This window comes from Marinovum sp. J2-8 (assembly GCF_055808435.1).
Genome location: NZ_JBVVRZ010000011.1, coordinates 17,545 through 31,034, shown reverse-complemented (window position 1 = coordinate 31,034; position 13,490 = coordinate 17,545). Strand labels below are relative to the sequence as shown.

At 60.8% G+C, this 13,490-nt stretch carries 12 protein-coding genes; 7 read left to right on the top strand and 5 right to left on the bottom strand.

Annotated features, from left to right (window positions below; translation table 11 throughout):
• Window positions 1-98 precede the first annotated feature (98 nt).
• From AC0L4F_RS21475 to AC0L4F_RS21465, 3 genes are all read right to left on the bottom strand, one after another.
• The gene (locus AC0L4F_RS21475) at window positions 99-1,028 is read right to left on the bottom strand and encodes a ParB/RepB/Spo0J family partition protein (RefSeq protein ID WP_244691411.1); all 930 of its coding nucleotides are present in this window, start codon (window positions 1,026-1,028) and stop codon (window positions 99-101) included.
• Entirely contained in the window at window positions 1,018-2,163 is a 1,146-nt protein-coding gene (repA, locus tag AC0L4F_RS21470) for a plasmid partitioning protein RepA (RefSeq protein ID WP_244691410.1), read from the bottom strand. The genes AC0L4F_RS21475 and repA overlap by 11 nt, the downstream gene beginning before the upstream one ends.
• A 294-nt stretch (window positions 2,164-2,457) precedes the next feature.
• Complete coding sequence (locus tag AC0L4F_RS21465) at window positions 2,458-3,342, bottom strand: recombinase family protein (protein ID WP_244691409.1); 885 nt, start codon at window positions 3,340-3,342, stop codon at window positions 2,458-2,460.
• Window positions 3,343-3,568: 226 nt separating this feature from the next.
• Here AC0L4F_RS21465 and AC0L4F_RS21460 point away from each other — a divergent pair, with 226 nt between their 5' ends.
• Window positions 3,569-4,645 carry a hypothetical protein gene (locus AC0L4F_RS21460; RefSeq protein WP_244691408.1) on the top strand — a complete coding sequence of 359 codons (1,077 nt, stop codon included), beginning with the start codon at window positions 3,569-3,571 and terminating at the stop codon, window positions 4,643-4,645.
• 809 nt (window positions 4,646-5,454) lie between these two features.
• Here the strand turns inward: AC0L4F_RS21460 and AC0L4F_RS21455 are convergent.
• Both AC0L4F_RS21455 and AC0L4F_RS21450 read right to left on the bottom strand, forming a co-directional pair.
• A complete protein-coding gene (locus AC0L4F_RS21455; protein ID WP_348524146.1) occupies window positions 5,455-6,801 on the bottom strand; it encodes a SulP family inorganic anion transporter in 1,347 nt (448 codons plus the stop codon).
• Window positions 6,707-7,225 carry a SulP family inorganic anion transporter gene (locus tag AC0L4F_RS21450; protein WP_280520718.1) on the bottom strand — a complete coding sequence of 173 codons (519 nt, stop codon included), beginning with the start codon at window positions 7,223-7,225 and terminating at the stop codon, window positions 6,707-6,709. The genes AC0L4F_RS21455 and AC0L4F_RS21450 overlap by 95 nt, the downstream gene beginning before the upstream one ends.
• A 200-nt stretch (window positions 7,226-7,425) precedes the next feature.
• Here AC0L4F_RS21450 and hppD point away from each other — a divergent pair, with 200 nt between their 5' ends.
• The 6 genes from hppD to AC0L4F_RS21420 are packed head-to-tail and all read left to right on the top strand — an operon-like array spanning window position 7,426 to window position 13,488.
• A complete protein-coding gene (gene hppD, locus AC0L4F_RS21445) occupies window positions 7,426-8,532 on the top strand; it encodes a 4-hydroxyphenylpyruvate dioxygenase (protein ID WP_244691407.1) in 1,107 nt (368 codons plus the stop codon).
• Between the two features lie 3 nt (window positions 8,533-8,535).
• Entirely contained in the window at window positions 8,536-9,906 is a 1,371-nt protein-coding gene (hmgA, locus tag AC0L4F_RS21440) for a homogentisate 1,2-dioxygenase (RefSeq protein ID WP_244691406.1), read from the top strand.
• 17 nt (window positions 9,907-9,923) lie between these two features.
• Entirely contained in the window at window positions 9,924-10,976 is a 1,053-nt protein-coding gene (locus AC0L4F_RS21435) for a serine hydrolase domain-containing protein (protein ID WP_244691405.1), read from the top strand.
• Window positions 10,977-11,010: 34 nt separating this feature from the next.
• A complete protein-coding gene (gene fahA, locus AC0L4F_RS21430; protein WP_244691404.1) occupies window positions 11,011-12,282 on the top strand; it encodes a fumarylacetoacetase in 1,272 nt (423 codons plus the stop codon).
• The gene (locus AC0L4F_RS21425; RefSeq protein WP_244691403.1) at window positions 12,282-12,653 is read left to right on the top strand and encodes a Rieske (2Fe-2S) protein; all 372 of its coding nucleotides are present in this window, start codon (window positions 12,282-12,284) and stop codon (window positions 12,651-12,653) included. Before fahA ends, AC0L4F_RS21425 begins: the two co-directional genes overlap by 1 nt.
• Window positions 12,631-13,488, top strand: coding sequence for an alpha/beta fold hydrolase (locus AC0L4F_RS21420; RefSeq protein WP_244691402.1), 858 nt, complete (start codon window positions 12,631-12,633; stop codon window positions 13,486-13,488). The genes AC0L4F_RS21425 and AC0L4F_RS21420 overlap by 23 nt, the downstream gene beginning before the upstream one ends.
• The last annotated feature ends 2 nt before the right edge of the window (window positions 13,489-13,490 follow it).

Sequence of the window (13,490 nt, the reverse complement as noted above, 5' to 3'; positions counted from 1 at the left end):
GCACCGCTTTCGGGGGGTCTTTCTTTTTCTAGCCGGTCCTCCTTTCGTTTTCTGCTCGTTGCTCTTGATGTCTTGACCGCGGTCAAGACACGGGGTCGTCACTCTGGGCCGTCTTGACCGCGGTCAAGAAGCTCGCTGATCAGCTTTCGGACGGCTTCCTCAACGCGCGGGGCAAGATCAGCGTCCACATCGATAGTGATGCGGTTGCCTTTGCGGCCGATCTTCACGCGCTCACCTTGCTCAACCTTGGGTGTAGGTGCCTTGGTGGACGTGAGCAGCGTAATTGCTGCGTCAAGTCGGTCTGGGCCTGGCAAGGTGTGGGGGATTTCGTGGGCAGCTTCTTTGGCTCTCGCAACGTCCTTCTCGCACAGCCTGAAGAGCTTTTCCCAAACCCGTCGACCCACGCCGTGTGCGGGTCCGATAGCCTGGATCAGTTCCATCGGGATGCCGGTCGCAATACGGTTCATTCGCGAGACGAGCGATTTATCGATCTGAAGTGCCCGATACGCGATCGTTTGAGCGTTCTTGCGCGTCTCGTCGGTTTTCCCAAGTTCTCGAATGATCCCGGCGACGAACAAGGCCCTTTCGATAAACGAGGGGTCTTGGCGGGCATTGTTCTCCACGCCTTGTGCGATCAGAGCTTCCTCTTCGGTCATCTCCATGACCGTCGCACGCACCTTCTGACCAAGCTCACGACAGGCGAGAAGACGACGGCGCCCATAGACGATCTCAAGTGCGCCATCTTGGGTTCGGCGGACGAGAATGGGAACCTTTTGCCCATGTTCCCGGATCGAGGAGACAAGTTCCTCGAGGCCATCGCTCGGATCGATACGATCCATGACCGCGGACATCCGCACGGTGCTCGGGTCGATCAGGCGCGTGGCGTGTTTGTCTTCTTCCAGCACGGATGCTTGCGCTCGAGCGACAGTTGGGCTTGTGCGCTTCAGATCGAGATCCGCATCTTCGTCCGGCGTTGCAGCATTGCCCATCGCGTTCTTGAGAGAATCTCCGAAGACCTTACGCGCCATGGCTACGCCCCCATGCCTTGAGGATTTCGCGCTCGACTTCGTCGGTAACGCGTGAAACGGACTCGATCGCACGCTCGTAGGTTCTACGGTTCACGTCGCGAGGTTCGACCTCAAAAATGCTCTGCTGCGTGTTGGCGGCATCACCTACCGCTGTCGACTTCAAGAACTCGGCCGGCAGGACCGCATCGCCAAGGACAGTCCGAAGCAGAGATGATATCTGGACCTGTGGACCGTCGGTGTTCTCGTAGCGGGTGATCAGCACCCGCACGAAGTTCAGGCCGTGTTCAGGTGCATGCGCTTCGACGACGCCCATCAGGTTGCTCGCCATGCCCAGGAAGCTCGACAGAGACATGACATCGAGCATGGACGCGTTGAGCGGGATCAGGACCCCAGTGGAAGCAAAGAGGGCAGAGATCACCGAGAAGTTCAGCTGCGGTGGGGTGTCGAATATCACCACATCATATCGGTTTAGGACTGGCTCAAGCGCTTCTCGGATGCGGCTATGGAACGTGGTGGCGCCGTGTCTGAAGCTCAGGGCGACCTCGAACTCGTACTCCATGATGTCCATGGACGCCGGGATCAGATCCACGGTCGGGAAGTTCGTTTTGCGAATGATCTCTGCTGCGGGCAGTGGATCGTCGGATCGGATAAGATCGTATGAGGTCGGCATATCCGGATCCAGCTCGGGAGTAACCCCGAACAGGTTTGTCAGACTTGCCTGGCTGTCGAGGTCGATCAGTAACACCCGGTAGCCGCGCAGACCCATTAGTTGCCCTACATGGGCAACAGATGACGTCTTGGCCGAACCACCCTTCAGGTTGAAGATCGTCAAGACCTGACAAGCCTCCCCCGGTCTTCTGTGCGGGTGTTCTTCGGGCTTGATCCTTCCAGTCTCGAGAAGTACGCGCTGTGCCTCGACCATCTCTTCTGCAGAGAAGCTACGGCGGTTGCCGCCCTCCAGGACACCTTCGGGAAAGCCTTCGAGGTTTGACACATGATGGCGAAAGGTATTCTGATTAATGCGAAGCAGTTCAGCCGCTTCCCTCATGGCGAAGCGGCGGAGGCCCTTCTGAGCGTCCGGTGGGAAGGTTTCCTGCGCATGTTCACGCAACCGACTACCAAGCCGCTTGGACATGACTTCAAATCTCTGGGAGGCCCGTATCCCGTTCATCACTGCCCTCAAGTCTTTATTGTTTTGCAAAGCTTAACAGATATTGTGGATAAATCCAGACCAAACCGTTGAGCGGCCTGGGCGCGTTGAAGGCACCGATTTCTGTCGACGGTAAACTGTTAAAAATCAGCGTCTTGGGCGACTGCGCTCTCACTCTACTTCAACACCTCGTTGCCAGCTACGCAGTGACCACAAGATGTATTGTGAGTGCGTAGAGAAATCAGTCGGCAGAATCGGATGAGCGATTCTTTGGGGATCTCAGTCGAGCAAGCCCAGCCTTTCGGCCCGCTCCAGCAGCATTCTTACCGAAGACGGCTGCCAGCTTGTCCGCCCGCGGGGCGTGCGTTCGCGCATCGCTTCCAGTCGGGTGCAGATCGCCTGAAGCGTGATGTCGGGATCCGCGCCCTTGATGGCCGCAACGATCGCGGGCAGGCGGTCGTCGGTTTCGCGGCGCCCGGCGCGGTCCAGTACCGTGGGCGGCAGGAAGCCGTCCCGGACATAGGCGTTGACCGCGCGCAAAAGCCGGCTTTGCGTCCATTGACGTTCGTGGGGCAGGGGGCCGTTGACGATGCGCACCACATCTTCCCAGGCTAAGTCGGGCCGCAGGCGGCGGACATGGGGCACCCAGTCCTGCGCCGTCTCGTTTAGGCGTTCCATATAGCCGTCCTGCCGGGCCAGCCGCACCTTGCGCAGCGCCGCCGGATCCCGGGCGCGCAGGCCAGGATTGCCGCCAACCCGGCCTTTGGTTTTTGCGCTGGCCAGGCCGGCCTTGGTGCGTTCGCGTATCAGGGCCCGCTCGAACTCGGCCGCGGCGCCGAGGACCTGGAGGGTGAACTTGCCCTGCGGGGAGGACGTGTCGATTGGATCAGTCAGCGAGCGGAAGAAGGCGCCCTTGGCCTCCAGCCGCTCGATCACCTCAAGAAGATGCGAGAGCGACCGCGCCAAGCGGTCGATACGCACCACAACCAGCGTGTCGCCCTTGCTAATCCGCTCGAGTACGCGGGCCAGCACGGGTCGCGCGCGGTTGCCGCCCGAGGCCTGCTCCTCATGGATCTCGACGCAGCCCGCAGATTTCAGGGCCTGCGACTGAGGCAGGGGGGTCTGATCTTCGGTCGAGACGCGCGCGTAGCCGATCAAAGGCATCAAAACAGGCCGTTTGCAGTTCTATCTATCGTCAATAAACGACCGTTTGTAAACGAATGCAAGTAAGTGCTTTCTCGTCGTGCTCGCCCGAAAACCCTTGGTTTCCTTGCGCTGAGCGCGATCTGAGAGGTTCCACCAGCAGTCGTGCGCGCATACTATATAAAGAGCAAAAGCAACCGCCACAAAATCACTTGGGTAATGTGCAAAAGAATAGTATTTTGCACATATGAAGGCCCAAGCATCCGCTTTAAATGATGATTTCAATGACCCCCTCATCAACATCGAGGAGGATGAAGAGGCTCACGAAGAGGATCTCTGGTTTCTGCCGGGACCACTCGAAGAAGAACCAGATGATTTGCCTCCCGGGCCACGGGCAGAACCGCCGGACACTGCCGTCATCGAAGACTGGGCAAAGGCAGAAGGCGTTCACGCTGCGCGACTGGCAAGAGTGGCTGGACGCCTGGGTGCTCTGGATGACCGCCTGCTGCGCGGTCCTGAAGGCTGGCGGCACCGCCTCGCACTGATCGAGGCGGCAGACCTCAGCTGGTTCGCAGGGGATCGGGTCAGTGCTGATCGTCTGGCCCTTTGGGTATCGATGCGGCTGTCAGGTGCACAGGATGACCCAAATGCCCTGGCAAGAGTTGGATGGGCTGTTCGGCGTCTGACAGGCGGTCCCGGACCGAAGGCTGACTTGGCCGCCTTCCTGGATCGCCGCGATCCCGAGATCATTGAAGGCAGCGCTGAGCGTTTCGAAGATCGCGCGAGCGGATGGCTGGACGTAATGGCCGCAGCAGCCGAGCTCCACCCAATCACGCGGGCTTGCATGGGCTTTCATCTCTGGAGCCTGGCCGGCCTCGGACAGCACGGCGACCAGATGGAAGCCGCCGTCACCGCAGCAAGGATCGCGGCCAGCGAGGGAAGTGGTGCGGTCTTCGCACCGTTGGCCATGGGTGGGGCAGGGGGGCTGCGCGCCACCGGCTTGCCAACTGACCGTCTTGTCGGCTGGCTGGACGGGATGAACAGCGCCGTTCTGACGGCGATGCGCCATCTCAACGACATCGAAGCATGGGGAACTCGGGCAGAAGACGCGATGGTCCGGCTCTCCGGCCGCACGCCTGCCGCTCTCCGCTCGGTATTGACGGAATGGCCTTTGGTGTCAGCCCCGATGGCGGAGGTCCTGGCTGGCGCAAGTCGCGCGGCCGTTCAACGGAACCTGACCTGGATGGAAGAGCAGGGCCTGACCCGCGAGGTGACACGGCAGGGCCGCTACAGAATGTGGCGCATCGCGGTCGAGACGCTTTGATCCACCGCCATCAGGCCTTCTGGATTCGCCGCAAGACCGTCGAAGGCAACACAGGTTTTCTGCCATTCGATTCAAGCCAGACCCGACGCGTGCTGCAATTGCGAAGCTTTGGTCAATCCTTCGGGAAAGCGGAAGTTCGCTGCGGGCGCTCTGGTCGCTCGCACTTTGTCCGAAAACTGACATTCAATATCAGTTGTCGTTCCGAATGGATCTGAGATGGGCTTAAAATCAGGCGGGTTTTGGAATTCTTTACCATGCGGCGGACAGGTAAGAGGGCATTGGAAATCAGACCGTGCCGTGCCCCGTTCCAAAAGATTTGAGGCACATGGAGCGGCAGTTGCGAACACGCTCTGTAATTCGTGCCAAAACAGGAACGCCAACCCGAGCATCAGAACGTCGATCACATCAACAATAATAAAGCTCCAGGGCACCCATGCGGGCCGCGACCTGTTTCCAGTTCAGAAGTACCATAGCGCCGATGGCGGGGGGAGGACGGACAAAAGCACAGTGGCTGTGCCGCGTGTTCCAGTCATCAGAATTCAATCGCGCTACAGTCTGCCCGATTCTGACACGCCTTCCGAACCAGGGATCACATCGATAGACGCGTTCCGCATCTTACGGACAACCCGTACGGTCAGTCTTCGCGATTGTCGTTAAAAAATCCGCGCCGACGGCACTCGGTCCCTTGCTGGAAAAGCCCCTTGGACTGCGAGGCTAAGGCGGCGCAATTCGGAACCTCGGGCGGCACGATCCCGCGACATGCCCACGGTGAGCCGCCACGCTGGCGATCACCGAATTTGGTTTTCGGTTCAAGCAATGTCCGGTCCCGGCTTTCCGGAGCATTCGTGGAAGATGCGCGCCGCGCAGGTGCGGCAGATGTCGTCATCGGCCTTGTCGACCGCATACCGGATCGCATCGGACTTGGTGAAATGCACGTGGTCTTCGCCGACGACGTCGATGACGTGCAACCGGCGCAGGGCATCGCGGGAGGATTTGTGCGATGCGATGAGGTGATAATCTTGCCCGCGTTTGCGGGCAGCGCGGCATTCGTTGACGATAAAATCCGCTCCGGTCAGGTCGATCTTGCCCACGCCCTTGAGGTTCAGGACAGTGCCGCGTTTCCGGCCGAAATGATCTTCGATTTCGCGAAACTTTTCGTCGACATGCTCGACCGAGCCAAAAAACAGGGGCCCCTCGATCCTGAGATTGGCGATCTGGGGGCACTCCTTCAGATCGTTGGCATAGGCGTTCCGGAACACCCTGCGACCGTCCTTTTCCATGGGCGCCCCGACACCGATCGACGGGTGGGCGCTCTTGTTGATGAAGACCGCCAGCGAGGCGAGCACGCCGACGAGGATGGCGAAGTCCAGCTCTGACAGGACGCCGGTCAGAAATGTTGCCAGCAGGATCAGCGTCTCGCTTCGGCTGGAGGTCACGATGTGGCGGATTTCAGCGATGTTCACCAGTTTCCAGGCCACATAAAGGATGATGGTCGCCATGGCGGGCACCGGCACAAATCGCACCAGCGGTGCCACCAGAAACAGCCCCGCCAACAGGATTCCCGCGGCGAAAAGGGCGGCCATCGGTGTCCGTGCGCCGCTTTCGGCGTTCAGTCCGGACCGGGTGAAGGACCCCGAGCCGGCATAGGATTGCAGAAAGGACCCCGCCATGTTGGAAAGCCCTTGCCCGATGATCTCCTGGTTGGAATCGTAGCGTTCGCCCCGGCGCAGGGCGAAGGACTTGCCGATCGAAATGGCTTCGAGAAGGCCGACAAAGGCCACAGCGACCGCGCCGGGAAACAATTGCCCCATGACCGATGGCGACAGGTCGGGCACGGTGACCGCCGGAACGACGCTGGCGAGAGGTTCGAACAAGTGCAGCCCCGCGGCCTCGCCGCCCAACATCCAGGCCGTGACGCTTCCAGTCGCCAGCGCGAAGATATAAGCCGGAATGCGTTTATCGATCCGTACCACCGCAAGTATCGTTGCCAGCGTGACGAGCGACACCAGAAACGCGGCGCTGTTTGCCGCGCCGATCTGAGCGACAACCCGTTCCAGCCTTTCAAACGCGCCCCCGCCGCCTTCGGTGACGATCCCGAGCGCGCCGGGCAATTGTGAGGTTGCGATGAGCAATGCCGCCGCCGCGGTAAATCCGATGATGACCGAGTGCGATACGAAGGCGATCAGCCCTCCGAGACCGGCCAGGCCTGGCCATCAGTTGCAGAAACCCGACCATCAGCGTCATGACGAGCGCCAGCGCCACGAACTGTTCCGTGCCGGCCAGGGCGAATTGCGACAGGGTTGCAAACACGACGGCCGAGATCGCCGTGGTGGGGCCGGACACCATGACCATGGACGCCCCCCACAGTGCCGCGACGGCACAGACAACGATGGCGGTGAACAACCCGTATTCCGGCGGCAGCCCGGCGATGATTGCAAAGGCAACGCCTTGAGGCAGGACGATCGCGGCGTTGGTGAGGCCTGCAAGCGCATCGTCACGAAGGCTGTCACGCGAGACGTCCTCGAACCACGGGCGGACGGGCGACAGGCGGCGTAGTGTTCTCTGAAGCAGTGGCGTCATCGCGCATCCTCCGGGTTCGACAGGACCGGGTTTTTTTCAGACGAAGTGGTCGTAGTCAATAATAATGTTGATCATGCATCAATAAATGATCATAAAAGTATTGCGCTGGGGAATCGATGAGCCCGGCACCCCGCGGGCCGGGGAATGCTTGAAACGCGTGGGGGGCACGGAATCCACGCAGCAGACAGCAGGAGAGTCTTATGGGACCGTTTCCGCACGAAGCACCGAAAGCCAAGATCGACGAGTTGAATATTGCCGGCACCGACGGGTTCGAATTCGTCGAGTTCGCGCACCCCGAGCCGGGCGTTCTGGAAGACCTGTTCACCAAGATGGGCTATGTCGAGGTTGCCCGTCACAAGACCAAGGACATCTCGGTCTACCGCCAGGACAACGTGAATTACATTGTCAACCGAGACCCCGACGGCCACGCGGCGCAATTCGTGAAGGATCACGGCCCCTGCGCGCCCGCAATGGCCTGGCGCGTTGTCGATGCGCAGCACGCCCTGAAATGCGCACTCGACTATGGCGCCGAGGAATACACCGGCGACGGCAAATCCATCGACGTGCCCGCGGTTGTCGGCATCGGCGGCTCGCTGCTCTACTTCATCGAGGATTACGATAACGGCAAGAACCCATATGACGCCGACTACGAATGGATCGGCGAGCGCGACCCGAAACCCGAGGGCGCCGGCTTTTACTACATCGACCACCTGACCCACAACGTGATGCAGGGCAACATGGATACGTGGTACAGATTCTATGCCACGGCATTCAATTTCCGCGAGATCAAGTTCTTCGACATCAAGGGCAAGATCACCGGGCTGACCAGCCGCGCGCTGACCTCGCCTTGCGGCAAGATCCGCATCCCGATCAACGAAAGCTCTGATGACCAGAGCCAGATCGAGGAATACCTCAAGGAATACAAGGGCGAGGGCATCCAGCACATCGCCGTCGCGTCTGAGGACATCTACGCCTCGACCGACCAGATCGGTGCGAACGGTATCGAGTTCATGCCGCCGCCGCCCGAGATCTACTACGACAAGAGCTACGACCGCGTTCAGGGCCACGAGGAGCCGCTCGACCGCATGAAGAAACACGGCATCCTGATCGACGGCGAAGGCGTGGTGAAGGGCGGCATGACCCGCATCCTGCTGCAGATCTTCTCCAAGACGGTGATCGGGCCGATCTTCTTCGAGTTCATCCAGCGCAAGGGCGACGACGGTTTCGGCGAGGGCAACTTCAAGGCGCTCTTCGAGTCCATCGAGGAAGACCAGATCCAGCGCGGCGTCCTGAAGGCGGAGGGCTAAGAGATGAACAAGCCACAGACCGATTTCGTGATCGCAAAGAGCCGCGCTCAGTACAACTCGGGCTACATGCCCGGCTTCGGCAACGACTTCGAGACCGAAGCCGTCGAAGGTGCGCTGCCGATCGGGCAAAACAGCCCGCAGCGTTGCCCCTACGGCCTCTATGCCGAACAGCTCTCCGGCTCGCCCTTTACCGCCCCGCGGATCTCGAACGAACGCTCATGGCTCTATCGGATGCGCCCGACGGTGCAGCACATCTCGGACATGGTACGCTTCGAGCTGCCGCATTTCCGCTCGGCGCCCACCGTGGACGAGAGCGGGCTGCCGCTGGCGCCCATGCGCTGGGATCCGGCGCCGATCCCCGACGATGCCGGGACCTGGCTGGATGGGATGCGCACGATCTTCACCGGCGGTGACGTGCTGACCCAGGTGGGCTACGCGATCCACACCTATGCCGTCACCGAAAGCATGGAGGCCGAGGTCTTCTATAACGCCGACGGTGAAATGCTGATCGTGCCGGAGGTCGGCGCGCTGCGCTTCTTCACCGAGTTCGGGATCATCGACGTCGCCCCCGGCGAGATCGTCTGCATCCCGCGCGGCGTAAAGTATAAGGTGCTGCTGAACGGCAACGACAAAGCGCGCGGCTACATCTGCGAGAACTACGGCGCCGTCTTCACGGTGCCCGAGCGTGGGCCCATCGGCGCCAACTGCATGGCCAACCCGCGCGATTTCCTCAGCCCCGTGGCGGCCTACGAACAGAAGGACGGCGTGACCCACCGCGTTGTGACCAAGTGGTGCGGCCAGTTCCACGCCTGCGAGATCGACCACAGCCCGCTCGACGTGGTGGCCTGGCACGGCAACTATGCACCTTACAAGTACAACCTGCGGCACTATTCGCCGGTCGGCCCGATCCGCAATGATCATGCTGATCCGTCGATCTTCACGGTGCTCACGGCACCGAGCGGCGAACCCGGAACGGCGAACATTGACTTCGTGATCTTCCCGCCGCGCTGGTTGGTGGCCGAGAATTCGTTCCGTCCGCCCTGGTACCACATGAACATCATGTCCGAGTTCATGGGGCTGATCGAGGGGGTCTACGACGCCAAGCCCGAGGGCTTCGTGCCCGGCGGCATGTCGTGCCACAACATGATGCTGCCGCACGGGCCGGATGCGGATGCCTTTTATGCGGCCTCGCTGAAGGATCTCGAACCCGAGAAGCTCGACAACACCATCGCCTTCATGTTCGAGACCCGCTTTCCGCAGCAACTGACCAAGTATGCGGCGGGGCTCGATACGCTTCAGGTCAAGTATCCCGAGGTCTGGAAGCCGCTGCGCAACCATTTCGATCCGAAGCGGCCGGTCTGGAACGGCGAATAGGAAACGAAAGCAATTTTTTGCCTCTAGAATCCGGAGAATTCAATGAATTAGACATTCCTGTCTTGTCTTGGGGCGCTGTTCATCGGCGCGGCGGTGCCGCCATCGCCGAGATGCCAGTGCTGAATTTCGAAGCGGCGGCCTCCTACAGCAAAAGCGAGAAAGGGTCTGCACTTCTTGCTCGGGTTGGAGGCCAGACCGTCTTTGAGGTCTATGGAAACGGCGCCACGTCCGAAACTGCGGCGCTCGTGGCGTCGGTCAACAAGAGCTTCTGGGGCCTTGTGCTGGCGGCCATGGTACAGGACGGTCTTGCCGAGCTAAACGAGCCTGTGGCTTTGACCATTCACGAATGGGCGGATGATCCGCTCAAGTCACAGATCACTGTCGATCAACTTTTGTCGTTGACCGCAGGACTGGATGGTGTGCCACTCGGGCCAGGACCGGTGGAAACCTACGCGGAATCGCTGGCGGCTCCGTCGCTGGCGGCCCCAGGGGAACGCTTTCACTATCGGCCATCGTCTTTTCAGGTATTCGGGGAATGGGCGCGGCGGAAGCTGGACCCCGATCATCCCCATGCGGTCTCTTATCTTCAGGACAGGCTCTTTGATCCTCTGGACATCGAACCAGAACGCTGGCCGACCGAAACAGACGGCTTTCCGCGCATGCCATCAAGCGCGTTCCTGACAGCGACCGAGCTAGCCACATGGGGAGAATTCGTGCTCACCGGCGGAGCTGTTGACGGGAAACAACTGGTCGACCCAGATGCCTTTGCGGCGGTCTTCACACCAGTTTCCGCGAACCCGGCATATGGTCTGGGCTGGTGGCTGCTAAGTGATGAACCGATTGATGCAGGGGCGGAATTTGCCGCGTTTACCGGCGATTTCCTGCCTGTGATGGCGGCGCGCGACGACATCCCCGATGAGTTCTACGTCGCCCTCGGAGGCAACAACACCAGGATTTATGTCGTGCCCGACTGGGATTTCGTGCTGGTTCGCATGGAAGCAACTCCGCCACCACCGCCGAGTGCCTTTGACGACAAGGCATTTTGGCATGCCCTTTTGTCGGCGAATTGAACAAACACTGAAAAACCAAGCGAGGGATGATCCGATGACCGGCTTGAATCCGACACATGATCCGAAGCGCAAGAGCTGGGTCGATACCGCCAACTCCACAGACACGGATTTCCCGATCCAGAACCTGCCCTTTGGCGTGTTCTCGGAAGGCGAGGGCCCGCGCCGTGTCGGTGTGGCCATTGGAGATATGATTCTCGACCTGACGGCGTTGGAGGTAGGTGGAAAGCTGACCCCTGGCGGTGACACAAAGGTCTTTGACCAGGGCGTGCTGAACCCTTTCATGGGGCTGGCGCAGACTGTCTGGTCTCAGACGCGGGCGAAGATCGCTGATCTGCTCGACGCCGAGGGCGGCGACCCTTCCCTCCCGCTGGTCGCCCGGTCTGCGGCCCAGCTGCATCTGCCGGTCTTTGTCCGCTCTTACACCGATTTCTATGCCTCGAAAGAACACGCCACCAATGTCGGCTGCATGTTCCGCGATCCGGACAACGCGCTGATGCCCAACTGGCTGCACATTCCGATCGGTTATAACGGGCGGGCCTCGACCGTGGTGGTCTCGGGCACGCCGGTGCACCGCCCGAACGGCCAGTTGAAGGGGCCGCAGGACGACGCACCGCGGTTTGGGGCCTGCCAGAAGCTGGACATCGAACTGGAACTGGGCGCGTTGGTCGGCACGCCCAACCCCATGGGTCAACCGGTCGGCGCGGCCGAGGCCTATGACAACATCTTCGGCTACGTGCTGATCAACGACTGGTCGGCGCGCGACATCCAGGTCTGGGAATACCAGCCGCTGGGGCCGTTCCAGTCCAAGGCCTTCGGCACCACGATCAGCCCCTGGATCGTGACCCGCGAGGCGCTGGAGCCGTTCCGTGCGCCTGCGCCCGAACGGGTCCAGCCGCTGTTGCCCTATCTGCACGAGGAGACGCCGAACAACTTCGACATCCGGATGGAAGTGGCGTTAGCTCCGAAGGGGCAGGACGCGACGGTGATCAGCCGCACCAACTACAAGTACATGTACTATTCGTCTGCGCTGCAGCTGGTGCATCATGCCTCGTCCGGCTGCGCGATGGAGACCGGCGACCTTCTGGGGTCCGGCACCATCTCGGGCCCGACGCCGGACAGCTTCGGGTCGATGCTGGAACTGACCTGGAACGGCCGCGATCCGGTTGAGGTCGATGGCGGCACTCGCACCTTCCTCGAGGACGGCGACACCGTGGCGATCACCGGCTGGTGCGAGGGCGCATACCGCATCGGCTTCGGCAATTGCGACGGAACGATCCTGCCCGCCGTCGATTTCGGGATTTCGTGATGGCGGAGGCGTGGAAGAGATATCGGGGCGCTCCGCAAGCAGGAACACGGATTTGTGCTCTGTCCGACATTCCGAACGAAAACACCCTTTGCCTCGACCTCGATGGCTTTCCAATTCTGCTCGTTCGGCTTGGCGATGATGTGCGTGCCTATGTCAACGCCTGCCCACACCAATACCTGCCGCTCGACCACAAGGGCGACAAGTTGATCTCGGCCGACAAGACGATCTTGCGATGTACAAACCATGCAGCGGGGTTTTCCGCCACGACCGGCGAAGGGGTCGAAGGGTTGGGTATCGGAGAATGCCTGGACCGGATCCCGGTCGCCTACGAAGGCCAATCGATTCTGGTTGGCGATTCAGGTGCAGTCTGAACACCGCCATCCATCAACAGGGAGGAAGAAAATGAAACTCACTCGTCGCGCGGCCCTTTCGGCCGCCGTGATCGGCGGGGCTGCACTTGCCGCACCCCGCCAGATCAAGGCCCAGGCAAAAAACCCCAATACGTTCTGCCTTGTCCATGGGGCATGGCATGGCGGCTGGGCCTGGGGACCAACTGTCACCGCCCTGCGGACCATGGGACACAAGGTGACAGCTCCGGATCTTCCCGGAATGGGTGACAGACGCGCCGAGGCAAGTGCCGACATCGGCTTGGCGGACCACACCACGGCGATCAGGGACCACCTGTTCATGCACGATCTCAAGAATGTCGTCCTTGTGGCGCATTCCTATGCCGGTTGCGTCCTGTCCGATCTTCTGGGGCAGGGTGAGGATCGCATTGCACATGCGATCTATTTCGATGCTCTCGTTCCCGGCGATGGCCAAGGCCTTTCCAGCTTTGTTCCCGATGAAGTTCGCGCAGGGATGCAGGCGGCAGCGGAGGCCGGCAAGTTGCTGCCGGTTCGTCCCAAGGAAGCGTGGGAGGATATGTGGGGGCTGTCCGGAGATCTGGCCGACTTCGCCAAACCCCGGCTTGTGCCACATCCGCCGCGCACCTTCCTCGACACGGTCACTGGCGATCCTTTTGCCCGGGCCATGCCGCGAACCTTCGTCAAGGCGGCGCAGAACCCGAACCCGCTTTTCAAGAAGATCCGCGCGGATATCGAGGCGAGAGACGATTTCACGGTGGTGGACATCGACGGGCACCACGATGTGATGGCGATCGATGGCCAGCTGACCGCAGACACCCTCGTCGCGGTGGCGGGGTAAGG

Excerpts from the sequence above, each read along its gene's own strand:
- AC0L4F_RS21475 (WP_244691411.1), bottom strand. The coding sequence starts at position 1,028 with ATGGCGCGTAAGGTCTTCGGAGATTCTCTCAAGAACGCGATGGGCAAT.
- repA (WP_244691410.1), bottom strand. The coding sequence starts at position 2,163 with ATGTCCAAGCGGCTTGGTAGTCGGTTGCGTGAACATGCGCAGGAAACC.
- AC0L4F_RS21465 (WP_244691409.1), bottom strand. The coding sequence starts at position 3,342 with ATGCCTTTGATCGGCTACGCGCGCGTCTCGACCGAAGATCAGACCCCC.
- AC0L4F_RS21460 (WP_244691408.1), top strand. The coding sequence starts at position 3,569 with ATGAAGGCCCAAGCATCCGCTTTAAATGATGATTTCAATGACCCCCTC.
- AC0L4F_RS21450 (WP_280520718.1), bottom strand. The coding sequence starts at position 7,225 with ATGACGCCACTGCTTCAGAGAACACTACGCCGCCTGTCGCCCGTCCGC.
- hppD (WP_244691407.1), top strand. The coding sequence starts at position 7,426 with ATGGGACCGTTTCCGCACGAAGCACCGAAAGCCAAGATCGACGAGTTG.
- hmgA (WP_244691406.1), top strand. The coding sequence starts at position 8,536 with ATGAACAAGCCACAGACCGATTTCGTGATCGCAAAGAGCCGCGCTCAG.
- fahA (WP_244691404.1), top strand. The coding sequence starts at position 11,011 with ATGACCGGCTTGAATCCGACACATGATCCGAAGCGCAAGAGCTGGGTC.
- AC0L4F_RS21425 (WP_244691403.1), top strand. The coding sequence starts at position 12,282 with ATGGCGGAGGCGTGGAAGAGATATCGGGGCGCTCCGCAAGCAGGAACA.